Source organism: Serratia sp. LSHTC3 (genome assembly GCF_057197125.1).
In genome coordinates this window covers 1,385,070-1,409,773 of record NZ_JBXUNP010000001.1, presented here as the reverse complement: position 1 = coordinate 1,409,773, position 24,704 = coordinate 1,385,070, and the positions used below count along the sequence as shown (strand labels likewise).

General features: G+C 61.8%; 22 protein-coding genes and 1 riboswitch. Of the genes, 9 read left to right on the top strand and 13 right to left on the bottom strand.

The window, feature by feature from the left end; genetic code table 11:
* Positions 1–56: 56 nt before the first annotated feature.
* Positions 57–1,787, top strand: a complete 1,731-nt coding sequence (locus AC2CGI_RS06710) for an ABC-F family ATP-binding cassette domain-containing protein (RefSeq protein WP_076741222.1) — start codon at positions 57–59, stop codon at positions 1,785–1,787.
* A gap of 336 nt (positions 1,788–2,123) precedes the next feature.
* Positions 2,124–2,972, top strand: a complete 849-nt coding sequence (locus AC2CGI_RS06705) for an inositol monophosphatase family protein (protein ID WP_076741221.1) — start codon at positions 2,124–2,126, stop codon at positions 2,970–2,972.
* On the opposite strand, the gene AC2CGI_RS06700 is transcribed toward AC2CGI_RS06705, so the two are convergent.
* From AC2CGI_RS06700 to AC2CGI_RS06680, 5 genes are all read right to left on the bottom strand, one after another.
* Positions 2,915–4,291 carry a cation diffusion facilitator family transporter gene (locus tag AC2CGI_RS06700; protein ID WP_076741220.1) on the bottom strand — a complete coding sequence of 459 codons (1,377 nt, stop codon included), beginning with the start codon at positions 4,289–4,291 and terminating at the stop codon, positions 2,915–2,917. The genes AC2CGI_RS06705 and AC2CGI_RS06700 overlap by 58 nt on opposite strands.
* A gap of 26 nt (positions 4,292–4,317) precedes the next feature.
* Entirely contained in the window at positions 4,318–4,497 is a 180-nt protein-coding gene (locus AC2CGI_RS06695) for a hypothetical protein (protein ID WP_004938106.1), read from the bottom strand.
* A 107-nt stretch (positions 4,498–4,604) separates the two neighbouring features.
* Positions 4,605–4,697 carry a protein MgtS gene (gene mgtS, locus AC2CGI_RS06690; protein WP_004938109.1) on the bottom strand — a complete coding sequence of 31 codons (93 nt, stop codon included), beginning with the start codon at positions 4,695–4,697 and terminating at the stop codon, positions 4,605–4,607.
* Between the two features lie 129 nt (positions 4,698–4,826).
* Complete coding sequence (locus tag AC2CGI_RS06685) at positions 4,827–5,849, bottom strand: magnesium transporter (RefSeq protein WP_004938111.1); 1,023 nt, start codon at positions 5,847–5,849, stop codon at positions 4,827–4,829.
* Between the two features lie 75 nt (positions 5,850–5,924).
* Positions 5,925–6,098, bottom strand: a riboswitch (M-box (ykoK) riboswitch).
* A 142-nt stretch (positions 6,099–6,240) separates the two neighbouring features.
* Positions 6,241–7,860: an ABC transporter substrate-binding protein gene (locus AC2CGI_RS06680; protein ID WP_076741219.1), complete on the bottom strand. Its 1,620-nt coding sequence runs from the start codon at positions 7,858–7,860 to the stop codon at positions 6,241–6,243.
* 411 nt (positions 7,861–8,271) lie between these two features.
* Between AC2CGI_RS06680 and AC2CGI_RS06675 the strand changes: the two genes are divergently transcribed.
* Genes AC2CGI_RS06675 through AC2CGI_RS06665 form a run of 3 tightly spaced genes read left to right on the top strand, consistent with a single transcriptional unit; the run spans position 8,272 to position 11,939 of the window.
* A complete protein-coding gene (locus AC2CGI_RS06675) occupies positions 8,272–9,288 on the top strand; it encodes an iron ABC transporter substrate-binding protein (RefSeq protein WP_004938115.1) in 1,017 nt (338 codons plus the stop codon).
* Positions 9,289–9,321: 33 nt separating this feature from the next.
* Positions 9,322–10,905: an ABC transporter permease gene (locus AC2CGI_RS06670; protein WP_076741218.1), complete on the top strand. Its 1,584-nt coding sequence runs from the start codon at positions 9,322–9,324 to the stop codon at positions 10,903–10,905.
* Complete coding sequence (locus tag AC2CGI_RS06665) at positions 10,902–11,939, top strand: ABC transporter ATP-binding protein (protein ID WP_076741217.1); 1,038 nt, start codon at positions 10,902–10,904, stop codon at positions 11,937–11,939. Before AC2CGI_RS06670 ends, AC2CGI_RS06665 begins: the two co-directional genes overlap by 4 nt.
* A 32-nt stretch (positions 11,940–11,971) precedes the next feature.
* Here the strand turns inward: AC2CGI_RS06665 and AC2CGI_RS06660 are convergent, their stop codons facing one another.
* Positions 11,972–13,468 carry an alpha/beta hydrolase gene (locus AC2CGI_RS06660; RefSeq protein ID WP_076741216.1) on the bottom strand — a complete coding sequence of 499 codons (1,497 nt, stop codon included), beginning with the start codon at positions 13,466–13,468 and terminating at the stop codon, positions 11,972–11,974.
* A 221-nt stretch (positions 13,469–13,689) separates the two neighbouring features.
* Here AC2CGI_RS06660 and AC2CGI_RS06655 point away from each other — a divergent pair, with 221 nt between their 5' ends.
* Entirely contained in the window at positions 13,690–13,938 is a 249-nt protein-coding gene (locus AC2CGI_RS06655) for a glycine zipper domain-containing protein (RefSeq protein WP_004938127.1), read from the top strand.
* Between the two features lie 226 nt (positions 13,939–14,164).
* On the top strand, positions 14,165–16,270 hold the full coding sequence (gene fusA / locus AC2CGI_RS06650) for an elongation factor G (RefSeq protein WP_076741215.1): 2,106 nt from the start codon (positions 14,165–14,167) through the stop codon (positions 16,268–16,270).
* Between the two features lie 27 nt (positions 16,271–16,297).
* Here the strand turns inward: fusA and AC2CGI_RS06645 are convergent, their stop codons facing one another.
* On the bottom strand, positions 16,298–17,266 hold the full coding sequence (locus tag AC2CGI_RS06645; protein WP_076741214.1) for a DMT family transporter: 969 nt from the start codon (positions 17,264–17,266) through the stop codon (positions 16,298–16,300).
* 98 nt (positions 17,267–17,364) lie between these two features.
* Entirely contained in the window at positions 17,365–18,192 is an 828-nt protein-coding gene (locus AC2CGI_RS06640; RefSeq protein ID WP_076741213.1) for an AraC family transcriptional regulator, read from the bottom strand.
* Between the two features lie 197 nt (positions 18,193–18,389).
* On the opposite strand from AC2CGI_RS06640, the gene AC2CGI_RS06635 reads away from it, so the two are divergent.
* Entirely contained in the window at positions 18,390–19,823 is a 1,434-nt protein-coding gene (locus AC2CGI_RS06635) for an NAD-dependent succinate-semialdehyde dehydrogenase (protein WP_484593939.1), read from the top strand.
* A gap of 50 nt (positions 19,824–19,873) precedes the next feature.
* Here AC2CGI_RS06635 and AC2CGI_RS06630 read toward each other — a convergent pair whose 3' ends face one another.
* From AC2CGI_RS06630 to AC2CGI_RS06620, 3 genes are read right to left on the bottom strand one after another with little or no spacing between them, the layout of a single operon-like run.
* Positions 19,874–20,776 (bottom strand): alpha/beta hydrolase, encoded by a 903-nt coding sequence (locus tag AC2CGI_RS06630; RefSeq protein ID WP_076741211.1) that lies wholly within the window; start codon positions 20,774–20,776, stop codon positions 19,874–19,876.
* Entirely contained in the window at positions 20,766–21,659 is an 894-nt protein-coding gene (locus tag AC2CGI_RS06625) for an alpha/beta fold hydrolase (RefSeq protein ID WP_004938148.1), read from the bottom strand. The genes AC2CGI_RS06630 and AC2CGI_RS06625 overlap by 11 nt, the downstream gene beginning before the upstream one ends.
* A 26-nt stretch (positions 21,660–21,685) precedes the next feature.
* Entirely contained in the window at positions 21,686–22,741 is a 1,056-nt protein-coding gene (locus AC2CGI_RS06620) for a sugar phosphate isomerase/epimerase family protein (protein WP_021503749.1), read from the bottom strand.
* A gap of 140 nt (positions 22,742–22,881) precedes the next feature.
* Between AC2CGI_RS06620 and AC2CGI_RS06615 the strand changes: the two genes are divergently transcribed.
* Entirely contained in the window at positions 22,882–23,472 is a 591-nt protein-coding gene (locus tag AC2CGI_RS06615; RefSeq protein WP_076741210.1) for a TetR/AcrR family transcriptional regulator, read from the top strand.
* Here AC2CGI_RS06615 and AC2CGI_RS06610 read toward each other — a convergent pair.
* Together AC2CGI_RS06610 and AC2CGI_RS06605 are read right to left on the bottom strand one after the other, a co-directional pair.
* Positions 23,469–23,771: a cupin domain-containing protein gene (locus tag AC2CGI_RS06610; RefSeq protein WP_076741209.1), complete on the bottom strand. Its 303-nt coding sequence runs from the start codon at positions 23,769–23,771 to the stop codon at positions 23,469–23,471. The genes AC2CGI_RS06615 and AC2CGI_RS06610 overlap by 4 nt on opposite strands.
* Positions 23,772–23,890: 119 nt before the next feature.
* The gene (locus AC2CGI_RS06605) at positions 23,891–24,610 is read right to left on the bottom strand and encodes a glucosamine-6-phosphate deaminase (protein ID WP_021503752.1); all 720 of its coding nucleotides are present in this window, start codon (positions 24,608–24,610) and stop codon (positions 23,891–23,893) included.
* Between the last annotated feature and the right edge of the window lie 94 nt (positions 24,611–24,704).

Below are 24,704 nucleotides of genomic sequence, written 5' to 3'. Positions count from 1 at the left end.
GTCGTCAGCAATGTTTGACGATAGGCATTGTCATGCCTGTAACTCTTGAGTAAGCAATGAGCACATTACTGTCTGCACAATCTGTCGGTTACGACAACGCGTTCGGCGTCCTGCTGAGCGAGATTTCCTTCAGCCTGAAAAAAGGCGACCGCATCGGTTTGATCGGCGATAACGGCTGCGGCAAAAGCACCCTGCTGCAAATTCTCAGCGGCGACCTGCCTGCGCACACCGGAACGGTGACATTGTCACATCAATGTCTGATGGCGCGCATTGAGCAGCACCTGCCGCCTGAGCTACACGCCAGTACCCTGCTGGATGCGGTACTGGCGCGGCTGCCTGCGGGCCAACACCTCAGCGAACGCTGGCGCTGCGAAGCACTACTGGCCGAGCTGGGGTTTGAACCGGCGAGCTGGATGCTGACCGCCGGCACCCTCAGCGGCGGCCAGCATACGCGGCTGCTGTTGGCGCGCGCGCTGATCCGCCAGCCCGATCTGCTGCTGCTCGACGAACCCAGCAACCACCTGGACCTGCCCACGCTGCTGTGGCTGGAACAGTTCTTGCGTAACTGGACCGGCAGCTTCGTGCTGGTGTCGCACGATCGCTACCTGCTCGACCAGGTAACCAACTGCACCTGGATCCTGCGCGACAAAACGCTGCAGTTCTTCCGTTTGCCCTGCTCTGCGGCGCGCACCGCGCTGGCGGAACAGGACGCCGCAGACGAACAGCGGCGACAGGCCGAGCAAAAGGAAATCGACCGGGTGGAAAAAAGCGCCAAGCGCCTGGCGACCTGGGGCAAGGTCTACGACAACGAAGATCTGGCGCGCAAGGCCAAGCAAATGGAGAAGCGCGTCGATCGGTTGAAGGAAGAACAGACCACCCTGACCGCCGGCAGCCCGTGGCGGCTGCGGCTGCAGGGAGAAGCGCTGGACGCCGATCGCCTGCTGGCGCTGCCGCACTGGGCGGTGCGCCCGGCGCCGGATGCGCCGGTGCTGTTCAGCCTGGAACATCTGCGCGTGAAAAGCGGCGATCGCATCGCCATCGTCGGACGCAACGGCTGCGGCAAATCGTCGCTGCTGCGCCTGCTGTGGCGCGAGTATCAGCAACAAACGCAGCGCCCGGCACTGTTCCATCCGCGCGTGCGCATCGGCTATTACGATCAGAGCCTGCAACAGCTGCGCGATGAAGACACGTTGAGCGAAGCGCTGGCGCAGTTTGCGCCGCTGACCGAGGAACAGCGGAAAATGGCGCTGATCGGCGCCGGGTTCCCTTACCTGCGCCACCATCAGCAGATCCGTTCGCTGAGCGGCGGCGAGCGTTCACGGTTGTTGTTCGTCGGCCTGACGCTGGCCAACCATTCGCTGCTGTTGCTGGACGAGCCCACCAACCACCTGGATATGGCCGGCAAAGAGGAGCTGGCGGAAACGCTGCGCCAATTCCCCGGCGCCGTCATGCTGGTCACCCACGATCGGATGCTGATCGAACAGAGCTGCAACCGCTTTTGGCTGATCGACCAGCAAAAACTGGAGGAGTGGCACGATCTCGCGCCGGTGTACCAGCGCCTGGCGGGTGAAACGCCGGCTCTGCCGACGGCGCACCAGGCCAACGCAGACGCCCCGACGCCAAACCCGCAGTTGGAAGGCGAAGAGGCGTTGCTGACCGCCCTGTTTGCCCTCGAAAGCAAACTGGAGGCCGACCTGGCGCGTAAACCGAAGCATCAAAAACCGGAGCTTCAGGCGCGCTGGCGCCGCGAGATTGCCGACATCACCGCCCGGTTGAGTCTGGGTTAACCTTGACAGGCCGCCCCGGCGGCCTGTCAGGCTATTGACAAAGAGGGGAAAAAGCGTGGTTTTTCCCCTCTTTGTGGCGATCGGCCGAAAATCAATAAATTGATTTTCCTTGTTTTTTATTCGGTGCTCTCTGCCAACCCGGCTAGGATATAAGGTTTGTCATCAATCTCACAGGCCGCCCGGCGGCCTGTTTTTTCCTCTTTGCAAAAACCGCGTGCCGCCACCGGCTTGAGGCGCGACACGCTGCGCTTTTGTTATCCGCAGCGCTGAGCGACACATTACTTTCATCATTCTCTGGCAGGCTACTGCCATTCTTTTTTCGTTATCAGGCACTCCATGACATCACTCTCTCCACGGGACATCGAGGCGCGCTACCGCTTCGCGCGTGAAATCGCCCGCGCCGCCGCCGATCTCGCCTTCAGCTTTTATCAACGCCGGCAGAGTCTGGCCGTCGAGTTTAAACAGGGCCTGCAGGACGTGGTCAGCGAAGCCGATCGCCGCGTCGAGGCGCTGATCCGCCGTATGATCAACCGTCGCTTTCCCCTGGATGGGTTTCTCGGCGAAGAGAGCGGCGGCAGCAGCGGCGATAACGCCACCTGCGTTTGGGTGGTCGATCCGATTGACGGCACCGCCTGCTTCCTGAACGGGTTGCATACCTGGTGTATCGCGATAGGCGTGGTGATCGACGGCGTGCCAACGATCGGCGTGGTCTACGATCCCAACCACCGCGAGATGTTCCGCGCCTGCCGTGGCCAAGGCGCTTTCCTCAACGGGGAACCGATCGGCGTGCATGCCGGGCGCAGCGTCGCGGATGGCGTGATGGGCGTCGGGATATCACCGCGTGCCTCGGCGGCGGAATTCAGCGGTTTTCTCTGTCGCCTGCTGCAGGCGGGCGGCATGTTTGTGCGCAGCGGATCCGGCGCGTTGATGACCGCCCAGGTGGCCGCCGGGCGTCTGCTGGGCTATTACGAACCGCATATGAACGCCTGGGACAGCCTGCCTGGGCTGGTGCTGACGCGCGAAGCCGGCGGCGTGGCGAATGACTTTATGCACCACAACGGGCTGCGACGCGGCAACCCGCTGCTGCTGGCCAACGCGGCGCTCTATCCGCAATTGGCCGAGCTGATTCAAACGCCGGGCTTGATCGGCTCGACGTGCCCTATCGCGCGTGAGATGGCCGGATAAAGCGCGCGCAGCCGCCGCTCGACCCGATCGACCGCATCGTGCGCGGCGGCGATGGTTACCGCCGGCGACACCCGGCAGTGGAAGTTGACGATGATGCCGCCGTCGGTTCTGCGCGCCCGGATGTTGTGCACGTCTTGCACCTTATCCCCCTGCTCCAGCGCCGACTGCAAAATCAGCCGGATATCGGCCAGCTCGGCGGCGGAAACATCCTCGCTGGCCAGCCAGTGCGGCGTCTGCGGCTCCAGATGGGTCTCTATCTCGGTGTCCTCGCCGATCGCCTGACGCAGGATCCCTTCTATCTCCGTGGCGATATCATGCGCCTGCGCCACGCTGGCGTTGGCCGGCACCGCCAGATCCATGCCGATAGCCATGCGCGTCGGCAACTGCTGCAAGGTGACGTTCTGCACCTGCGCGCCGTGATTGGCGGCGATCGCCCGAATGCGCGTCGCCATGTCTTCGTCGCTGCGGGTCTGCGGCACCGCGATGACGGTAAACTCCGCCTTGGCATACTGCTCCCGCAGTCGTTCGACGATTTCTCGCTTGAGCGCATCGATGCACTCCAGCGGCAAGGTGCGGCACACCGCCACCGTGATCTCGACAAACAGTACGGCGCCGGCGTTGCGAATACGCACGCTGTCGCAGGCCAGCACCGCCGGGAAGCTGTTCAGCGTGGCGCGAATCGCCTCGGTGGCTCCGGCCGGCGCGGCATCCATCAGCGGGTCGAAGGAGCGTTTACCCAGTTTGATTGCCGCGACAAAGATAAAACCGGCGACGATCAGCGCGGCGATGGCGTCCGCACGGCCAAAGCCCAGCAGCACAAACACCATGCCCAGCAGCACCACGCCGGACGAAAGCATGTCGGAGAAGAAATGCAGCGCATCCGCTTCCAGCGCCGCGCTGTCGGTCGCCTTGGCGACGCGGTTGAGCGCCCGCACGCGGAAAAAATCGACGCAGATGGAAATCAGCAGCACCGCGATCACCACCGGCGCCGCGACGATCTCATGCGGTTGTCCGAGCAGGCTACTGCCCGCCTCGTAGACGATCCAACCGGCGGCGCCGAGCAACAGCAACACCTCGAACAGCGCCGCCAGGTTTTCCACCTTGCCGTGGCCGAAGTGGTGATCGTCATCGGCGGGTTTATCGCTGATGCGCACCGCCAGCCAGGTGATGCTGGTGGCGATAAAATCGGTGAAAGAGTGGATCCCTTCGGATATCAGGCCAATACTGCCGGTAAAAATGCCGGCGACGAATTTGCCCGTGGCCAGCAACCCGCTGGCGATCATCGAGTTTCTGGCCACGGCCTGTTTTTCATTTTGCATGATGCTGCTCACATTCGGACGGTGATTTATTTTTTTACTTTAGAGGATAATTGCCAGACAAAGGCGATCAGCAGCATACTGCCAGAGAAAGTCAGCATGAGGCTAGTAAGAAAATTGGATTTTCCGGTGGAATAAAAATAAATCTCATTCACCCCCACCGAAATCATTAAAATGGCGTAGAGCAATCCCAGAATAAGAATCGTCATTATTATCAACTCCCGTATCAGGCCGCGCGTTCAGCGCGCCGCTAAATCCTCCCCATAATAAATAGCGGTTACGGGGAGGATGCATCTAGGCGGATCTTTAGCGTTCATTAATCATCCCATTTGGTGCTCATATAGGCCGCCAACAGGCCCAGCGAGCTGATCATTGCCAGGAATCCCATAAAAATAGTCATGTTTCCCATTATTTTGTCCTCAGGTTAAATGTTATCGATAAAATCCCCTTGCGTTAAATATCGGGGTTGGTCGGCATCCATGGTTTTTAACGTCCTCCTCAGGCTTGTCACATTTCCGCCCTTTACGGGCGGAGCGGTTTAAATACCCAAAACGTGCTGGGCGATTTTGAAATAAATAATCAGGCCGGTGCCATCGATAAAGGTGGCGATAAACGGCGCCGACACCACGGCAGGATCGATGCCGAGACGTTTCAGCAGCATCGGGATGATCGACGAAACAATGGCGCTCCACACGGTGATCGCCACCAGCGACAGGCTGACCACCAGCGTCACCTCCATGCCGACGCCCATGATCCAGGCGCGCACCCAGGCCGCCAGACCAATGGTGACGGCGATCAGCAGCGAGGTCGTGACCTCCTTGCGGATCACCGCGCCCAGGTTGCGCAGGCTGACCTCTCCCAGCGCCATGGCGCGCACCAGCGTCGAGGTGATCTGGGTGCCGCTGTTGCCGCCGGTGCCGATCAGCAACGGGATGAAGAACGCCAGCGCAATCGCCGCTTCGAGCTGATCTTCAAACGCTTTCAGCACGTTGCCGGTGTAGGCTTCAGCGACGAACAACATCAGCAGCCACACCGAGCGTTTACGCCACAGCGCCCACGGGCTGGTCTCCAGATAAGGCTTGTCCAGCGGCAGGCTCGCGCCCTGGCGTTGTGCATCCTCGGTGTTTTCATCCTCGACCAGCCGGGCGATCTCACGCTCGCCCAGTACGCCGACCAGCGTGTTATTGGCCACCACCGGCACCACGTCCAGCCCCCCTTTGCCCAGCAGATGCGCCACGTCGTTGCGGTCATCGTCGGGCGAAACCTGGAAATAGCTGTAATCCATCATTACGCCGACGGCTTTATCCTGTTCTTCGCACTGCAACAGTTTTTTCACCGACAGTGTGCCGCGCAGATGATAATCGTCCGCGGTAATAAATACCCGGCTGGGAATTTCGTCCGTTTTGAGCTGCGAAAGTAAATATTCCCGGGCATGATTGACCGTCATCGTTGCGGGAACGGTAATAAAATCGGCGTTCATATAACCGGCGACCGAAGTCTCGTCGAGAGTTTCAGTCGCGTTCAGCGCCGGAGAAGAATAGTGTTGATGTGACTTGATCATTTTGTCAGTCCCTATTTCTGTTGTGAACTTCAACAGCGAATCGCATAGGGGCGTAACCACAGAGGGAGTGCAGACTGCCTATCTCCGCGTCCAGGTTTTAGCACTATACAACGTATCCGAGTTGTTGCTCGGAAGTTACTTTGGGCTAAACCTTAATCCGATAAAGCCTGTCTTAACCTTGGGCATCTCTCGATGTCGTCAGATCAGTAACCTGTGTTTGTATAGGAGCCTCGCCAAACGAGATACTGCATATAAACTACCGGCGCAGTATAGGCGTTGTTTTATCCGGCGGGAAGAAAAGATTGCCCGTCGTTTATGGAGTATTTAGGATAATGTTAATTAAACGGCCATTTATAAAAACGGCTGATATAAATCAGCCGTTTTTTATTTTTCAGTGTTCGAGAATGTAGACGTTTTTATCGTATAAGGCGCCCTGACGAGTAAAGTCGATCCCCTTCACGTAAGGTTTGATGAGCGTGGCGTTGGCTTCGTAGTACACCGGCGCGACCGGCGTATCGACGGCCAGCACCGCCTCGGCCTGCTGGAAATATTGCTGCACCTGCTGCGGTGTCGGCGCCGCCGTCGCCTGATGCAGAATGCGATCGTACTCCGGATTGCGGTATTTGGGGCTGTTCTCGCTGCTGTCGGAACGGAACACGTTCAGGAAAGTAGACGGATCGTTGTAATCCGCCAGCCAGCGGGTAAAGGCCACGCCGTACTGCCCGCGGTTGATATTGTCCAGCGTGACTTTGCGCTCCTGGCTTTGCAAGGTGGCCTCTGCGCCGAGGTTCTTTTTCCACATGGCGGCGGCGGCGATGACGATCTTCTTGATGGTGGCGTCATTGCTGTACAGCACGGTAAAGCGCAGCGGATGCTCGGCGTTGAAACCGGCCTGCGCCAGCAGTTGCTTCGCCTGGGCGTGGCGTTGTTCCGGCGTCAAACCGGCCGCGGCGCCGGGCTGCAGGCTATAGCCGCCCGCCCCAGTTGGGGTAAAGGTCCAGGCCGGCTGCTGGCCGTATCCCAACACTTTGCCGGCGATAATCTCTTTGTCCAGCGCCAGGTTCAGCGCCTGGCGCACCCGCACGTCGTTAAACGGCGCCTGGCGGTTGTTGAAGGCGAAATAGCTGGTGGAGAGCAGCGGATAGGTCACCAGCTGTTGCTCGCCGAGCGTTTTTTTCAGCTGCTGATACAGCTCCGGCGGCGTGGTATACCCCAGCTCAACCTCACCGGCGCGAAAACGCGCCACTTCCGGGAAGCCCTGGATCGGCAAGAAGGTGACCTTGTTGAGCACGGTATTGGCGTTATCCCAATACTGCGGGTTACGTTCCACCACCACCTTTTCGTTCACCACCCACTGGCTGAGGCGGAACGCCCCGTTGCCGACAAAGTGCGCCGGCTGCGTCCAGTTTTTGCCGTACTGCTCCACCACCTTGCGGTTAACCGGCAAAACCGGGAAATGCACCAGTTGCTTGAGCAGATAGGAATTAGGCTCCGACAGCGTCACCTGCAGAGTGTGCGCGTCCGGCGCCTTGACGCCCAGCTCGCTCGGCGGTTTGCTGCCGGCGTTGATCGCCGCCGCATTCAGCACGTAGGCCGAAGCCAGATAGCTGCCGTACGGCGAGGCGGTTTTCGGATCGGTGAGGCGCCGCCAGCTGTAAACGAAATCGTCGGCGGTCACCGGATCGCCGTTCGACCATTTGGCCTGCGGCCGCAGATGGAAAGTCCAGACGTTGCCCTGATGCTCCCACGTCTGCGCCAGTGCCGGGATCACTTCACCGTCTTTTCCGACGCGCAGCAAGCCTTCGAACAGATCGTTGAAGATGTAGAACTCCACATTGCTTTCGGCCAGGTTTGGATCCAGCGTCGCCGGTTCATACCCGTTGGCGCGCACCAGTTCTTGCACCGCCGCCAGTTTAACGCCTGCCGGCACCTCAGCGGCTTGGGCAGCCGTAACGTTAAAAGCCAGGAGGATTAAACCAGCCAGTTTCTTGCCATTAAATGAATATTTCACGTCGATATCCCTGATTAGTGTTTTATCGCGTTTAATATGCAATGAGGCAGTGGAATAAATTAAATCATTAATCGCTATGAGTCATAACCAAAAGCGGTGTTGAATTTCTTTCATTATCAAAGAAGTACTGGCGACAGAACGATGAAAAACACGAGGATAAACGCGGAGACCGGCATTGCCGTCAGGAACGCCGTGAACCGGCGGTGACATAAATTCAGGCAATCAATACAGATTATTCCAGCCGAAGCTTAACTTATCCTTAGGGCAATTCATTTTGTGAGCGATCGTCAAAAATAATTTAATACGAATCGTTTTCACTATCATTATTGATGTTCTTGGCTAAAATCGGCCTGCTTGCGCTCGCCAGGCGATATTCGTTTTCTTCATTCGAACGCTAAAAAGGATAACTGCATGAAGCTGCGTATTTCATCTCTCGGCCCCGTCGCCCTGCTCGCCTCCTCGATGATGCTGGCCTTTGGCGCTCAGGCGGCCTCCGCCGACCAGGGCATCGTTATTTATAACGCCCAGCATGAAAATCTGGTGAAATCCTGGGTCGACGGATTTACCAAAGACACCGGCATCAAGGTGACGCTGCGCAACGGCGGCGACAGCGAACTGGGCAACCAACTGGTACAGGAAGGCAGCGCTTCACCTGCCGACGTGTTTCTGACGGAAAACTCCCCGGCGATGGTGTTGGTGGATAACGCCAAGCTGTTCGCCCCGCTGGACGCCGCCACGCTGGCCCAGGTGGAACCACAATATCGCCCAAGCCACGGCCGCTGGATCGGCATCGCCGCCCGCTCTACCGTGTTTGTTTATAACCCGGCCAAACTGAGCGACGCGCAGCTGCCGAAGTCACTGCTGGATCTGGCCAAGCCGGAATGGAAAGGCCGCTGGGCCGCTTCGCCGTCGGGCGCCGATTTCCAGGCGATCGTCAGCGCGCTGCTGGAGCTGAAAGGCGAGAAAGCCACGCTGGACTGGCTGAAAGCGATGAAAACCAACTTTACCGCCTATAAAGGCAACAGCACGGTGATGAAAGCGGTCAATGCCGGCCAGATCGACAGCGGCGTGATCTATCACTACTACCCGTTCGTGGACGGCGCGAAAACCGGCGAGAACAGCAACAACATCAAGCTGTATTACTTCAAACATCAGGATCCGGGCGCCTTCGTCAGCATCTCCGGCGGCGGCGTGCTGGCTTCCAGCAAGCATCAGCAGCAGGCGCAGGCGTTCATCAAGTGGATCACCGGCAAACAGGGCCAGGAGATCCTGCGCACCAACAACGCCTTCGAATACGCCGTCGGCGTCGGTGCGGCCTCTAACCCGAAACTGGTGCCGCTGAAAGATCTGGACGCACCGAAGGTAGACGCCGCGCAGTTGAACAGTAAGAAAGTTGTCGAACTGATGACCGAGGCGGGCCTGCTGTAAGGCCCGCCGGCAAACCGAGAGTTTTTGATCGTTATGTCAAACCTGAGTACCCACGCCGCGCAGACCGCGCGGCGTTATTCTGTTGTCCCCCGTCACCCGCGGCCAGGGGCGATCGTGGTGGTCAGCGCCGTGTTGCTGTCGTTGCTGGCGCTGCTGCCGTTGGGATTCGTTATCGGCGTGGCGGTTGAAACCGGCTGGCAAACGGTCAAAGCACTGGTTTTCCGCCCGCGTGTGGCGGAGCTGCTGTTGAATACCCTGCTGTTGGTGGTGCTGACGCTGCCGATCTGCGCCGTGCTGGGCGTGGCCCTGGCCTGGTTGACCGAACGCACCACGCTGCCGGGCCGCCGTCTCTGGGCGGTATTGGCGACCGCGCCGCTGGCGGTGCCGGCCTTTGTGCAAAGCTATGCCTGGATCAGCCTGGTGCCGTCGATGCACGGCCTGGGTGCTGGCGTTTTCATCTCGGTGCTCGCTTACTTTCCGTTTATCTACCTGCCTGCCGCCGCCGTGCTGCGCCGCCTGGATCCCGGTATCGAGGACGTCGCCACCTCACTCGGCTCCCGGCCGCCGGCGGTGTTTTTCCGCGTGGTGCTGCCGCAGCTGAAACTGGCGGTCTGGGGCGGCTCGCTGCTGATCGCGTTGCACTTGCTGGCGGAGTATGGCCTGTACGCCATGATCCGTTTCGATACCTTCACCACCGCCATCTTCGATCAGTTCCAATCGACCTTCAACGGCCCGGCGGCCAACATGCTGGCCGGCGTGTTGGTGCTGTGCTGCCTGGGGCTGCTGTTGCTTGAGGCGATAAGCCGTGGCCGCGCACGCTATGCCCGCGTCGGTTCCGGCAGCGCCCGCAGCCAAACGCCGCGCCGCCTTTCGCCGCCGCTCGCCGCGCTGGCGCTGCTGCTGCCGATCGCGCTGACTGCGCTGGCGTTGGGCGTGCCTTTCATTACCCTGGCCCGCTGGCTGTGGCTGGGCGGCCTCGACGTATGGCGCAACGCCGATCTGTGGCCCGCGCTGTGGCAAACGCTGTCGCTGTCCGCCGCCGGCGCGCTGCTGATCACCCTGTGCGCCATTCCGATGGCCTGGCTGTCGGTACGCTATCCGGCCCGGCTGTATCGGGTGCTGGAAGGCTGCAACTACGTGACCAGCTCGCTGCCCGGCATCGTGGTGGCGCTGGCGCTGGTGACCATCACCATTCACAGCTTCCGGCCGATTTACCAGACCGAACTCACCCTGCTGCTGGCGTATCTGCTGATGTTTATGCCGCGGGCACTGATCAATCTGCGCGCCGGTATCGCACAGGCGCCGGTGGAATTGGAAAACGTGGCGCGCAGCCTGGGCAAATCGCCGGCGCAGGCGTTGTGGAGCACCACGCTGCGGCTGGCGGCGCCGGGCGCCGCTGCGGGCGCGGCGCTGGTATTCCTGGCGATCGCCAATGAACTGACCGCCACGCTGCTGCTGGCGCCGAACGGCACCCGCACGCTGGCCACCGGCTTCTGGGCGCTGACCAGCGAGATAGACTACGTTGCCGCCGCGCCTTATGCGCTAATTATGGTGGCGCTGTCGCTGCCGCTCACCTGGCTTCTTTATTCTCAATCTAAACGCACGGCGGGACTATGAGCACGCTCGAACTGCACGGTATCGGAAAATCTTACAACGCCATCAGAGTGCTGGAACGCATTGACCTGCAGGTTACCGCCGGCAGCCGCACGGCGATCGTCGGCCCTTCCGGCTCCGGCAAAACCACTCTGCTGCGCATCATCGCCGGCTTTGAAATCCCCGACGGCGGCCAGATCCTGCTGCAGGGGCAAGCCATGGGCAACGGCGGCGGCTGGGTGCCTGCGCATCTGCGCGGCATCGGCTTCGTTCCGCAGGATGGCGCGCTGTTCCCGCACTTTACCGTCGCCGGCAACATCGGTTTTGGCCTCAAGGGCAGCAAACGCGAGAAACAGCATCGCATCGAGGCGTTAATGGAGATGGTGGCGCTGGATCGCCGTCTGGCGGCCCTGTGGCCGCATGAACTGTCCGGCGGGCAGCAGCAGCGGGTCGCGCTGGCGCGTGCTCTGTCGCAGCAACCCCGGCTGATGCTGCTGGACGAGCCGTTCTCGGCGCTGGATACCGGCCTGCGCGCCGCCACCCGAAAAGCGGTGGCCGAACTGCTGACGGAGGCCAAAGTAGCGTCGATCCTGGTCACCCACGATCAGAGCGAGGCGCTGTCGTTCGCCGATCAGGTGGCGGTGATGCGCAATGGCCGGCTGGCGCAGGTGGGCGCGCCGCAGGATCTTTATCTGCGCCCGGTCGATGAACCGACCGCCAGCTTCCTTGGCGAAACGCTGGTGTTGGCCGCCGAACTGGCGCACGGCTGGGCCGACTGCGCACTGGGGCGCATCGCCGTCGACGATCGCCAACGCAGCGGCCCGGCGCGCATCATGCTGCGCCCGGAGCAGATTCAAATCGGCTTGTCCGATCCGGCGCAGCGCGGCCAGGCGGTGATCACCGGCATCGATTTCGCCGGCTTCGTCTCTACGCTCAACCTGCGGATGGTCGCCGGCGGCGCGCAAATCGAGATCAAAACCGTCAGCCGCGAAGGCCTGCAGCCCGGTGCTCAGGTCACTCTCAACGTGATGGGCCAGGCGCATATTTTCGCCGGCTGACTCACTTAAGGCCGGGCTGCTCCCCGGCCTTCTCAGCGGCAAATCTTGTCGCGGCGCGGCTTTTTCGGCGCCAGCAGATAATCCACCACGCTTTCGTCAACGCAGCTGTCGATGCCGTTCAGCGCCAGCGTATGCCCGTCGCGTTCGCGGGTGATCAGCGGGCTTTTAAAGGCGGCGGCCATCACTTGCGCGTTGCGGTACGGGGTGGTCGGATCGTAGCGCTGGGCGACGAACAGCAGCGGCGGCAGCGCGGCGGACGCAGCCGGGGTGTGCGGCCGATCTTTGCCACGGTACGGCCACAGATCGCACATTTCCAGCGGGTATTCGTGCAGCGGCAGATAGTGGGCATACAAAGCGGCGGTATTGATCTCCTGCCGCTGCCGGCGCAACTGCTGCGGATCGGCCGTCGGGTTGGCGACGTCGGCGCAGGTGATGACGTTCAGGGCGTCATCGGCATCCGGCGAATAGCTTTCGTCGATCAGATCGGAAACCTGCTGTCCGGCGATGCCGGCATCGAGCTGGCGCAGCACGGTGGCCAGCTCATGCCAGCGCTCCGGCCACAGCAGCAGCGAACGCGTGACCGTCAACACGTCGTCGGCGGAGATTTCATAGCCTGCCGCAGTGACGAACGGCTGCTCGTGCAGCTTGCGCAGCAAGGCGTGATAGCGCTGCAGCGCCTGATTGGCGCCGCCGCCCAGCTGACAGCTGTCGGTTTTACCGCAGTAGGCGGCGAAGCGCAGGAAGCTTTGCTGGAAACCCCGTTCCTGGTTCAGCCGCTGGGTGAAATCGTCCTCGGCCAGATCCACCACCCCGTCGAGCACCAGCGCGCGCGTTTTCTTCGGAAAACGCTCGGCATACAGCGCCGCCACCTTGGTGCCGTAAGAGTACGCCACCGCCGTCAGCCCTGGCTCGCCCAGCGCGTGGCGGATCGCATTCAGATCGTTGACCGCTTCGTCGGTGCCGATATGTTGCAGCACGTCCGCGCCGGTCTGTTTGATGCAGGCGGCAATCAGGGCGCGCGTCTGGTTCTCCGCGCCGGCCACGTCGTTGTCGTCCGGTTCAGGGAGTTCGTCACCTTCGGCCAGCTGGCAGGAGATTTTCGGCGTCGATTGGCCGACGCCGCGCGGATCGTAACCGATGATGTCGTAGGATTTACGCAGCCTGGCGACGTGGGCGTCGTTGCCTAAATAGGGGTTGATGCCCGGCAGGCCCGGCCCGCCGCTGATCGTCACCACGCTGCCCTTTTTCGGCCCGGTGGCGGGCAGCAGGGTCAGCGCCAGGCGAACGGTCTGTTCGCCCGCCTGCACGGTATGAGCGGGCGGCGTGGCGTACGCCAGCGGCACCTCGAGATAGCCACAGCGCAGCCCCGGCGGCGGCGCCTCATCGAACCAGCGCTGAAAGCCGCTGTTGAGACAAGATTGCCAACGAATGCCGTTTCCGGCCGCCGCCCCGTGGAGCGCAGGCTTAGCCTGAGCGGGCAACGCGGCGGCAGTCGCGGCGAGCAGCGCCAGAATACGCAGTACTGACATGGGGAGTCCTTTCAACTCAACGAATCGGTCAAAGGGTAACGGTACCCGGTTAAACCGCTAGCCAATAGAACACAAAAAGCCGCGCGGGTGAAGCCGCCACCGCACGCCCGGCAAGACTTTTCTCTGCTCGGATTGCTCTTATAACGCACAGAATGCTGCAAAAAACGTCGTTTGCCTGCTAGGCTTAGGGTTCATTATCCCACAAGGAACAGGAGAGCAGCATGTTTGGAAAAGCGGAAGACAAAGCCAATGAAGCCGCAGGCGCGGTAGAAGAAGCGTTCGGCAAAGCCGTTGATTCGCCGGAGCATCAGGTGCGCGGCGCGGCGCGCAAATACGCCTCCCAGGCCAGCTATGCCGCCCGAGACGCCGCGGACAGCGTAAGAACGCAGGTGGAAGCCAACCCGCTGGCCGGCGTGGCCGTTGCGGCGGCGGTCGGCATCGTTTTCGGCTTCCTGCTGGGACGCAAATAAGCGGCGAACGCGCCGCTCGACAACAGGCCCGTTACGGGCCTTTTTTTCGCCTGCGCGCAAACTTTCATCTATCACAGCCATCGCTTAAAAAAACCAACGCCTTCAACTACGATTAGTTTGTGACCAGAGCAAGGCTCTGCGATCCGGCGGATAACCCTATGAGGATTATCACCATTATCCATGCTGTTTAAGCCGCTCTCCTTCACGCGGCTAAGAAAGGTTGATTATGGCTCGCACCACCCCTATCGAACGTTACCGCAATATCGGCATCTCCGCGCATATCGATGCCGGCAAGACCACCACCACCGAGCGGATTCTGTTTTACACCGGGGTCAGCCACAAGCTGGGTGAAGTGCATGACGGCGCGGCGACCATGGACTGGATGGCGCAGGAACAGGAGCGCGGCATCACCATCACCTCGGCGGCCACCACCTGCTTCTGGAACGGCATGCAGCATAACTATCCGCAGCACCGCATCAATATCATCGATACCCCCGGGCACGTCGATTTCACCATTGAAGTGGAACGCTCGATGCGCGTGCTGGACGGCGCCGTGATGGTCTATGACTCGGTGGGCGGCGTGCAGCCGCAGTCGGAAACCGTCTGGCGCCAGGCCAACAAGTACAAGGTGCCGCGGCTGGCGTTCGTCAACAAGATGGACCGCATCGGCGCGGATTTTTTCCGCGTGCGCAAAATGATGATCGAGCGCCTGAAAGCCAACCCGGTGCCGATCGTTATCCCTATCGGCGCCGAAGATCACTTCAGCGGCGTGGTGGATCTGGTGCGGATGAAGGCCATTCTGTGGGACGAGGCCTCGCAGGGCATGAACTTCAGCTTCGAAGAGATCCCGGCAGAGCTGCGCGATTCGGCGCAGGAGTGGCGTGAAAACATGATTGAGGCCGCCGCCGAAGCCTCGGAAGAACTGATGGAGAAATACCTCAACCAGGTGCCCCTGAGCGAAGAGGAGATCGTCCACGGGCTGCGGGTGCGCACCGTCGCCGGTGAAATCCAGCCGATGCTGTGCGGCTCGGCGTTCCGCAACAAAGGGGTGCAGCGCATGCTGGACGCGGTGATCGAGCTGATGCCCTCGCCGCTCGATGTGCCGCCGATGGAAGGCCACGGCGAACACGATGAAATCATCACCCGCAAAGCCGATGACAACGAAAAGTTCTCGGCGCTGGCGTTCAAGCTGATGACCGATCCGTTCGTCGGCCAGCTGACCTTCGTGCGCGTCTACTCCGGGGTACTGGCCAAAGGCAGCAGCGTTTACAACCCGATCAAAGGCAAAAAGGAGCGCATCGGCCGGATCGTGCAAATGCACGCCAACGATCGTAAGGACATCGACGAGCTGCACGCCGGCGACATCGCCGCCTGCGTCGGCCTGAAGGACGTCACCACCGGCGATACGCTGTGCGATCCCAGCGCCATCATCACGCTGGAGCGCATGACCTTCCCCGAGCCGGTGATCGCCCAGGCGATCGAGCCGAAAACCAAGGGCGACCAGGAGAAAATGGGCATCGCGCTGCAGCGCCTCTCTTCGGAAGATCCGTCGTTCCGGGTGCGCACCGATGAAGAATCCGGCCAGACCCTTATCTACGGCATGGGCGAGCTGCACCTGGAGATTATCGTCGATCGCATGCGCCGCGAATTCGGGGTGGAGACCACCACCGGCAAGCCGCAGGTGTCGTACCGCGAAACCATCCGCAAACGGGTGGCCGACGTGGAAGGCAAGTTCGTGCGCCAGTCCGGCGGTAAAGGGCAATACGGCCACGTGGTGCTGACCGTCGAGCCGAACGAACCCGGCAAAGGCTTCGAGTTCTTCGATGAAATCAAGGGCGGCGTCATTCCCGGCGAGTTTATCCCGGCGGTGAAAAAAGGCGTGCTCGAGGCGCTGAACAACGGCGTGCTGGCCGGTTATCAGGTAGTGGACGTCAAGGTGCACCTGACCTTCGGTTCTTACCATGACGTCGACTCGTCGGAACAGGCGTTTCGCATGGCGGCGATCTTCGGCTTCAAGGAAGCCTGTCGTCTGGCGGATCCGGTGATCCTGGAGCCCATCATGTCGGTGGAGGTAGAAACGCCGGAGGATTACGCCGGCAACGTGATGGGCGATCTCTCCTCACGCCGCGGTCTGGTGCAGGGCATGGAAGAGATCCCGGGCGGCGGCGGCAAGGAAATCCGCGCCAAGGTGCCGCTGTCCGAGATGTTCGGCTACTCGACCACCCTGCGTTCGATGTCGCAGGGCCGCGCCACCTACACCATGGAATTCAGCCACTACGCCGAAGCGCCGCGCAACGTGGCCGAAGAGATCATTCACCACAGCAAGCGTTAACCCCCGCGCCCGCCGCTGCGGCGGGCGTCACCCCTGCTTTTCCTCCAGCGCCACCACCACCGGCTGCGGCTTGATGCGCATGGCGTACACCACGCCGGCGATCAAACAGACGATGCCCGCCAGCGTCAGCAACGGCGGCCAGGCCTGGCGCAGCAGAAAGGTATACGCCAACCCCGCCAGAATTTCGAACACGATGAGCGGCCCCACCAACACCGTCGGCAGCCGCTGGCTGGCTTCGTTCCAGCACAGCGCCCCCAGCCAGGAGCAGAACACGCCGATAACCAGCATCAGCGGAATAAACACCTCGGGGCGCGGGCCGAACGGCAAGGCGAACGCCGGCTCGCTCAGCGCCAGCTGACCGCAGACAGCCAGATAGCCCAGCAGCGCCAGCGGCAGCGTCACCAGCCCCTGCGCCGTGGCCCAGGTGGCCGGCCGCTGCGTCGGATTCTCCCGCAGCCAGCGTGAATTGCGCAGCGGGAACCAGGTCCAGCACGCCACCGCCAACACGGCCAGCCCAAGGCCGCTGAGATAGCGCCAGCCGTCGATCGATACCGCATTGCCGCGCAGCTCGGCGACGTTCACGCACGCCAATCCACAGACGATCAACAGCAGCGCCGGCGCCAGTTTGCCCCAGGCCAGGCGCCCGTCGTGCCGGCCGTAAAACAGATTGGCGCAAATGGCGATCACTACCGGCAAGGTGCCGATGATCATGGTCGAGACCGGTGCGCCGGTGCGCTGAATGGCGCTGGCCAAACACAGGTAGTACAGCAGATTGCCGATGGCCGTCAGCTTGAGCGCTTCCAGCCAATCCTGGCGCCGCAGCTTGCGCAGGCGGCGGCGATCAAACCAGGCCAGCGGCAAGGTAATCAGCCCAAAGGCCAGATAGCGCCCGGTGGACTGCAGCGCGGCGGGATAGTCCGGTACCAGCAGCGGGCCGACGAAAATCAATCCCCACATCAGCCCGGCGGCCAGGGCAAACACAACGCCAATGAACATAACGACTCCGACAAACGGCCGGTGCGGCCAACCCGCCCGACAAGACAGCGGCAGAGTAACGAAAACGCGGGGAGGAATTATTGTAGCAGGTTGCTGTTTTAGCCCAATTTCACCTGTTTCTGGAAACGCACCGGCGTGACGCCGTAACGGTTAGCGAACGCGCGCGTCAGATGTGCCTGATCGGTCAGCCCCGCCGCCGCCGCCACCTGTGCGGCGGGTATGCCGCGCTCCAGCATGCGTTTAGCCTGCGACAGCCGGATCGCCATCAGCATCTGCTGCGGCGAGACGTGATATTCGGCCTTGAACTTGCGCTGGAAATGGTACGGGCTGAGCGAGACCAGATCGGCCAGTTGGTGGAGGGTTACGGCCTCGGCATAATTATCGTGCAGGTAGCTTTTCACCACCTCGAAACGGTGCGCCGCCTCGGCTTTCTCTCGCTGCCCGGTACGGATATGCGGGTGCAGCAACTCGACGGCCTCCAGCAGCAGGCCGTCGAGCGTAAGCAGATCCTCGGTTTGCCACAGCATGGCGAGAATGGCGGACAGGCGCTGCGCCGCCCGCGGATCGTGACGCACCGCCTCGGTAAACCACTGGCTCCGATCGCCGGACAGCTGCTCCAGCGCCTCGGGCGCCAGATAGAGCATGCGGTAACACCAACCGCCCGGCGTTTCGGCTTCGCCGGTGTGCAGCTCGTCCGGGTTCATCAATACCAGCGCGCCCGGCGCCGCCAAATGCTGCGCCCCGCGATAGCGAAAACGCTCGGCTCCGGTATCTACGGTGCCGATGGCGAAGGCGTCATGGGTATGCGGCTCGAAGGCATAGCGCTCAATGTGCGCCTGATAGAGTTCGACGCCGGGCAGATGCGACAAATGCCGGAACTGCGCGCAATCCTTCTCGAACGGAAACTGTTGTGGAACCCCTTGCACCCGACCTCCTCATCCGTGCTGACAATCTGCTCAGCATAGCCAAAACATCGCCGATTGAGTAGCCGCCCTGGTCCTTTCGTGCCCCTCGCCTGGACGATCGCCGCCATTCGGCGTAGGGTTAAGGTCCCTGTCCCATTCAGGCGCGCCGCATCGCAAAACTCAGCGGCCCCTGACCACTCCGTAAACAAGAGGCAACAATGTATCCGGATACTCAACTGTATATCGATGGACAATGGCGCAACGCGCTGGCCGGGAAAACCCTGCCTGTCACCAACCCCGCCAGCGACGAGGTCATCGGTCAGGTGGCGCACGCCGCCACAGAGGATCTCGATCTGGCGCTGGCCGCCACCGAGCGCGGATTTAACCTCTGGCGCAACACCGCCGCACACCAGCGCGCCAACCTGATGCGCAAAGCCGCTGCACTGCTGCGCGAACGCGCCGACGCCATCGCCGCCATCATGACGCAGGAACAGGGCAAACCGGTGGTGCAGGCCAAGATTGAAATTCTCAACGCCGCCGACGTTATCGACTGGTTCGCCGGCGAAGCCACCCGTACCTACGGGCAGATCATTCCGTCCCGCGCCCGCGACGTGCAGCAGCAAACCCTGAAACTGCCGGTCGGCCCGGTGGCCGCCTTCACGCCGTGGAACTTCCCGATTAACCAGATCGTGCGCAAGCTGTCCGCCGCGCTGGCGGCGGGTTGTTCCATCATCGTCAAAGGTCCGGAAGAAACCCCGGCCTCACCGGCAGAGCTGATCAAAGCCTTCGCCGACGCCGGTATCCCAGCCGGGGTGATCGCACTGGTGTACGGCACCCCGGCGGAAATCTCGGAATACCTGATCCCGCATCCGACCATTCGCAAGATCTCCTTCACCGGCTCCACCCGCGTGGGCAAACATCTGGCGGCGCTGGCCGGCCAGCATATGAAAAAGGCCACCATGGAGCTGGGCGGCCACGCGCCGGTGCTGATCTTTGACGACGCCGATCTCGACGCGGCAGCCAAAGAGCTGGCGCAGTCGAAGTTCCGCAACGCCGGCCAGGTCTGTATCGCCCCGACCCGCTTCCTGATCCAGCAAGGCGTTTATGAAGCCTTCGTGGAGAAATTCACCGCCGCCGTGCGTGAGCTCAAGCTCGGCAACGGGCTGGAAGACGGCGTGACGATGGGGCCGATGGTGCTGAGCCGCAGCGTCGACAATATCGAAGCGCTGGTGCAGGACGCCATCGCCCACGGGGCGAAGGCCAGCACCGGCGGCAAACGCGTGGCGGGCAAAGGCAACTTCTTCGAGCCGACGGTGCTGCGCGACGTGCCGCTGAGCGCACGCGCCATGTCGGAAGAGCCGTTTGGCCCGGTCGCCCTGCTGCGCCCGTTCGCCACCTACGACGAGGCGATCGCCGAAGCCAACCGCCTGCCGTACGGGCTGGCCGCCTACGCCTACAGCCGCAACATCGCCACCGTCAATGCGCTGGGGCGCGACGTGGAGAGCGGCATGCTGAGCATCAACCACATCGGTTTTGGCCTGCCGGAAACGCCGTTTGGCGGCGTGAAAGACTCCGGTCACGGCACCGAAGGCGGCAGCGAAGCGATCGAATCCTATCTGGAAACCCGCTTCGTCACCGTCGCCGGCCGTTAATCACGTGTCTGATGAATAGCCAAACGCCCCGCAATGCGGGGCTTTTTTTTTTACTCGCGAGCCAGCTCGAACAGCCGTCGCGCCGCCGGGGTCAACCCCAGCATGTGTATGCAGGCATGCACCATGCCCGGCAACCGTTCGCAGCGTACCGCCACGCCCGCCTCGCGCAGCCGCTGCGCATACTCCTCGGCCTCATCGCGCAGCGGATCATATTCGCAGCTCAGAATGGTGGCCGGCGGTAACCCGCGCAGCGTGGCGGCGTGCAGCGGTTCGCCGTAGGGTTCGCGCCGCTGAGCCAGATACTGCTGCCAACAAAATACCATCGCGTCGCGCGTCAGAAAGTGCCCCTCGGCAAACTCGCGATAGCTCCTCGTCGCCATTTCGCGGCTGAGCGCCGGATACAGCAGCAGCTGACGCTCGATATGCGGGCCGCCGCGATCCCGCGCCAGCAGCGCGACCGCCGCCGCCAGATTGCCCCCGGCGCTGTCGCCCCCCACCGCCAAGCGCTGCGCGTCGATCCCCAACTGCGGCGCCTGTTGCGCAGCCCAGCAGAGCGCCTGATAGACATCTTCCAGCGGCTGCGGAAACGGATACTCTGGCGCCAGACGATAGTCGACCGACAGGATCACCCGGCCGGTTGCGTTAGCCAGCGCCTGGCAGGGCTGGTCATACAGCGACAGCGAACCGAGGCACCAGCCGCCGCCGTGGGCGAACAGCATCGCCGGTTGTGCGGCAGCGCGCCTTTCCCCCGCCGGTAGATAAGCGCGCAGCGCAATCCGGTGCCCATCGGCGGCGACCACCGTATAGTCCCTGACGCCGCCGCTCGGTGCCGCTTCGCCCTGCAGCAAGCGCAAACCGGTTTCCGTGGCCGTGCGCATTTCCGCCAGCGACGCGGGTGGCGGCACATCGGCCGATGCCGTCAAAAAGGCGGCGATGCGTTCATCAAGCGGCATGCTGTTCTCCCGCAAGGAACGGCGTAATCAGTGCGATAAACGCCTCATGACACTCCTCGGTGATGAAATGGCCGCAGCCGGCGACCGTTTCGCCCCGCAGATCGCGCGCATTGCCCTGCAGCGTCGTCAGCGGCGCGTCGCCGGTGGCGTGTTCCGCCCCCACGGTCAGCACCGGCATCGTCAATGGCGTGGCGGCGCGCACTCGGTTCTGGCGAACGGTCTCCGGGATCGCCCGGTAATAGTCGAATCCGGCGCGCAAGCCGCCCGGCGCCGAATAGGCGGTGATATAGACCTCAGCCGCCACCCGGTCGCGCCGATAGGACCAGCGGTTGAAGATATAGCCAAGATACTCCCGCTCGCGCCCCTGGGTCAGGGTCTCCGGCAAATCCGCCAACTGGTTGAACATGAAATGCCACAGGAAGATGTTCTCCTCCGGCGCGACGAAAATCGGCGGCGGCGGCGCCAGACCGGGGATCACCGCCTCCGTCAGCACCAGGCGCTCCACCGCCTGCGGGAAATCGCTCGCCATGGCGTAACCGATCCACATGCCGATGTCGTGGCCGACCAGTTGGTAACGTTCGTGGCCCAGTTGCGCCATCATCGCGTGCAACGCCGCACCGATGCTGCCGGTGTCGTAACCGCCGACGGGCTTGTCCGAATCGCCGATGCCCGGCGGATCGACGGCGATCGCCTGAAAACCGGCCGCCGCCAGGGCGCGCATCACATGGCGCCAGGTGTACCAGGTTTGCGGCCAGCCGGGGATCAGCAACACCGGCCGCCCTTCACCGGCTATCACGCAGTGGATACGTTGGCCATTGACCTGGGTATAGACGTGTTCCGCCCCGAGATCCTGCAACAGGATCTCGTTCTCTTGTTGTTTCATGGGGTGACTCCCTGTGATGGACTGGCTCAGCGAATGCCGAGCAAGGCATTGATCTGCTGTGGGTTAACCGGTGCGCCGGCGAAATCGTCGAACACTTTGTCGGTGACATGGATGATGCGATCGCGAATGAAGGCCGCGCCTTCGCGCGCGCCGTCCTGCGGATTTTTCAGGCAGCATTCCCACTCCAGCGTCGCCCAGCCCGAATAGCCGTACTGCGTCAAACGGGAAAAAATGCCGTTGAAATCGACCTGACCGTCGCCCAGCGAGCGGAAGCGGCCGGCGCGATCGATCCATGACTGATAACCGCCGTAAATGCCCTGCCGCCCGGTCGGATTGAACTCGGCGTCCTTAACGTGGAACATGCCGATAACCTCTTTATAGATATCGATAAACTCCAGATAGTTGAGCTGCTGCAGCACCATATGGCTCGGATCGAACAGCACCCGGCAACGCGGATGATGGCCAACGCGCTCAAGGAACATCTCGTAGGTCACGCCGTCATGCAGATCTTCACTCGGGTGAATTTCGTAGCACAGGTTGATGCCCTGCTCGTCGCAGGCGTTGAGCACCGGCAGCCAGCGTTTGGCCAGCTCGTTGAACGCAGTGTCGATCAATCCTTCCGGCCGCTGCGGGAACGGGAACAGATAGGGCCAGGCCAGTGAACCGGAAAAGGTGCCCAGCTCGCTGAGCCCGAGCCGCGCCGAGGCTTTTACCGCCAGCAGCATTTGCTGCCGCGCCCACTCGCCGCGCGCGTTGGCATCGCCGTGCAGCGCCGGCGGCGCGAAGCTGTCGCACAGCGCATCGTAAGCCGGGTGCACCGCCATCAGTTGGCCGAAAATATGGCTGGTCAGTTCGCTGACCACCAACCCATGCTCCGCCAACATACCGGTCAGATCGTCGCAGTAGGTTTGGCTTTGCGCAGCGGTGGCCACGTCGAATAAACGCCGATCCCAGGCCGGGATCTGCAACGCGCTAAAACCGGTCTGCGCCGCCCACTCGGCAATGGCGGGCAGGCTGTTGAACGGCGCTGTCTCATCGCTGAACTGCGCGAGATGCAGGCTTGGACCTTTGAGGGTTTTCATCGTAAACTCCTATTGGTTGTCGATTGACAAACAATAGGAGCAAAGCGCAGCGACCGCAAGCGAAATTTATAAAGGCATTGGTATTCCCGCCGATTTAAGCGATCCTATGTCGCTGAATGGCAGGTAAATTGGAGCAGCGAATGGCAGGCAGACCGCGCGAGTTCGATCGCGAACAGGCGCTTTTAAAGGCGCGAAACTTATTCTGGCGGCAGGGTTACGAAGGCACCTCGATGTCGGATCTGGTGGCGGAATTGGGTATTGCTTCCGCGCGCATCTACAAAGCGTTCGGCTCCAAAGAGCAGCTGTTCCGCGAGGCGATCGCCAGTTACGAAACCAAGGAAGGCGGCTTTGCCGATCGCGCCTTCGCGCAGGAAAGCGGCATTCGCCCGGCGATCAAACGCCTGCTGGAAGATGCCGTGCGGCTCTATAGCCGGCCGGATCTGCCGCAGGGCTGCATGGTGGTCTCCTCCGCCGCCAGCGTCAGCGCAGAAAACGACGGGCTCAAAGTCTGGCTGGCAGAGCACCGGCTGCAGCGCACGCAGCAGATCGTCGAACGGCTGCGCCAGGCGGTGCAAACCGGCGAACTGCCGGCCGACACCGACGCCGACAGCCTGGGAGACTATTTCGCCGTCTTCTTGCACGGCCTGTCGATTCAAGCGCGTGACGGCGTCACAGAAGCGCGGTTATTGGCGGCGATGAACGTGGCGCTCAGGGCCCTGGGCAGCGCTTAATCTTCCGGCAGATCGAAAATCACCAGCGTGCCTTCGCTGCCCGGCAACACGCGGTGCGGCACGCCGGCCGCGGCCTGATACAGCTGACCGGCCCGCACCACCACTTCTTCCCCCGCCACCTGCAGCCGCAGGTGGCCGCTGATCACCAGCAACCCTTCGCTGTAATCATGCACTTCATCCGCAATGCTGCGCGCATCCATGCGCAGCACTTTGATATTGGCCGCACCGACGCGGCCCAGCACGGCAGAGCGCCAGGCTTCGGGCAGTTCGGCCGCCTGCTGGTTTAAATCGAACAGCATCGGAATTCCCCCAGGTGCATGAAAAAGCGCACTCTAGCCTGATTCTGCGCCGCAGGGAAAGACGCTTTGGTTGCAGGTTATGACCGTTGGTTCTGAGGCGAGACGCGCCGGATGAACGCTTAAGGCAGCAGCGCCGCGGCCTCCCGATCGGCGATAATCAACAGGTCCGGATGCAGCATCAAAATGCTGGCGGGCACTCCGCTCTCCACCGGCCCGCTGACAATGCGCCGCAAAATGTCCGCTTTGTGCGAACCGTTGACGAGCAGCACCAGCTTTTTGGCGGCCATCACGCTTGCCGGCCCCAGGGTGACGTAATGATCGGGCAACCATTCAGTGCGGCCGCCCACCTCTTTGAGCAAAATGTCCGCCATATCCGGCCTGGCGGAAACCGGCACCCGACAGGTGCGGTCTTCGAAGGCGGTGGTGCCCGGCAGATTGCCGCAGAAATGCCCGTCGGCTCCGACGCCCATCACGATCGCATCCAGCCCGCCATCCTCGGCGATACGCCGATCGTGCTGAAGATAGTTGTCCGAATTCAAGACATGCAGTTGCCGCTCGGGGATCGCCGCCGGGCCAAAGAACATACGGTGCAGATTCTCCATGGTGACGCCATAGCCCGATCGGCCGGCGTAAGGAATTTCATCGAAATTATAGTAATGCGCGTTGGCGAATTCCGCGTGGCCCTTGACGCGCGGAGCCAACAACTCATACATCCGTTTAGGCGTCGAGCCGGCGGTGATAGCCAGATTGACGCGCTGCGGGCGCAGCATGTAACTCAACAACAGGCTGGCGGCCAACTCACTCATTTCCTGGTAGTCATTAGCGACGACAAGTTTCATTCCCTTCTCCTTTTTGCAAAAAAAAAACCTAACCGCCCGTCCGGCCATGTTCGATGCCGGGAGAGAAGTTAGGTTTTGCCTGATCGCGTCAGTA

Coding starts and splice junctions, on each gene's coding strand:
- AC2CGI_RS06710 (WP_076741222.1), top strand. CDS start 57: ATGAGCACATTACTGTCTGCACAATCTGTCGGTTACGACAACGCGTTC.
- AC2CGI_RS06705 (WP_076741221.1), top strand. CDS start 2,124: ATGACATCACTCTCTCCACGGGACATCGAGGCGCGCTACCGCTTCGCG.
- AC2CGI_RS06700 (WP_076741220.1), bottom strand. CDS start 4,291: ATGCAAAATGAAAAACAGGCCGTGGCCAGAAACTCGATGATCGCCAGC.
- AC2CGI_RS06695 (WP_004938106.1), bottom strand. CDS start 4,497: ATGACGATTCTTATTCTGGGATTGCTCTACGCCATTTTAATGATTTCG.
- mgtS (WP_004938109.1), bottom strand. CDS start 4,697: ATGGGAAACATGACTATTTTTATGGGATTCCTGGCAATGATCAGCTCG.
- AC2CGI_RS06685 (WP_004938111.1), bottom strand. CDS start 5,849: ATGATCAAGTCACATCAACACTATTCTTCTCCGGCGCTGAACGCGACT.
- AC2CGI_RS06675 (WP_004938115.1), top strand. CDS start 8,272: ATGAAGCTGCGTATTTCATCTCTCGGCCCCGTCGCCCTGCTCGCCTCC.
- AC2CGI_RS06670 (WP_076741218.1), top strand. CDS start 9,322: ATGTCAAACCTGAGTACCCACGCCGCGCAGACCGCGCGGCGTTATTCT.
- AC2CGI_RS06665 (WP_076741217.1), top strand. CDS start 10,902: ATGAGCACGCTCGAACTGCACGGTATCGGAAAATCTTACAACGCCATC.
- AC2CGI_RS06660 (WP_076741216.1), bottom strand. CDS start 13,468: ATGTCAGTACTGCGTATTCTGGCGCTGCTCGCCGCGACTGCCGCCGCG.
- AC2CGI_RS06655 (WP_004938127.1), top strand. CDS start 13,690: ATGTTTGGAAAAGCGGAAGACAAAGCCAATGAAGCCGCAGGCGCGGTA.
- fusA (WP_076741215.1), top strand. CDS start 14,165: ATGGCTCGCACCACCCCTATCGAACGTTACCGCAATATCGGCATCTCC.
- AC2CGI_RS06645 (WP_076741214.1), bottom strand. CDS start 17,266: ATGTTCATTGGCGTTGTGTTTGCCCTGGCCGCCGGGCTGATGTGGGGA.
- AC2CGI_RS06635 (WP_484593939.1), top strand. CDS start 18,390: ATGTATCCGGATACTCAACTGTATATCGATGGACAATGGCGCAACGCG.
- AC2CGI_RS06630 (WP_076741211.1), bottom strand. CDS start 20,776: ATGCCGCTTGATGAACGCATCGCCGCCTTTTTGACGGCATCGGCCGAT.
- AC2CGI_RS06625 (WP_004938148.1), bottom strand. CDS start 21,659: ATGAAACAACAAGAGAACGAGATCCTGTTGCAGGATCTCGGGGCGGAA.
- AC2CGI_RS06620 (WP_021503749.1), bottom strand. CDS start 22,741: ATGAAAACCCTCAAAGGTCCAAGCCTGCATCTCGCGCAGTTCAGCGAT.
- AC2CGI_RS06615 (WP_076741210.1), top strand. CDS start 22,882: ATGGCAGGCAGACCGCGCGAGTTCGATCGCGAACAGGCGCTTTTAAAG.
- AC2CGI_RS06610 (WP_076741209.1), bottom strand. CDS start 23,771: ATGCTGTTCGATTTAAACCAGCAGGCGGCCGAACTGCCCGAAGCCTGG.
- AC2CGI_RS06605 (WP_021503752.1), bottom strand. CDS start 24,610: ATGAAACTTGTCGTCGCTAATGACTACCAGGAAATGAGTGAGTTGGCC.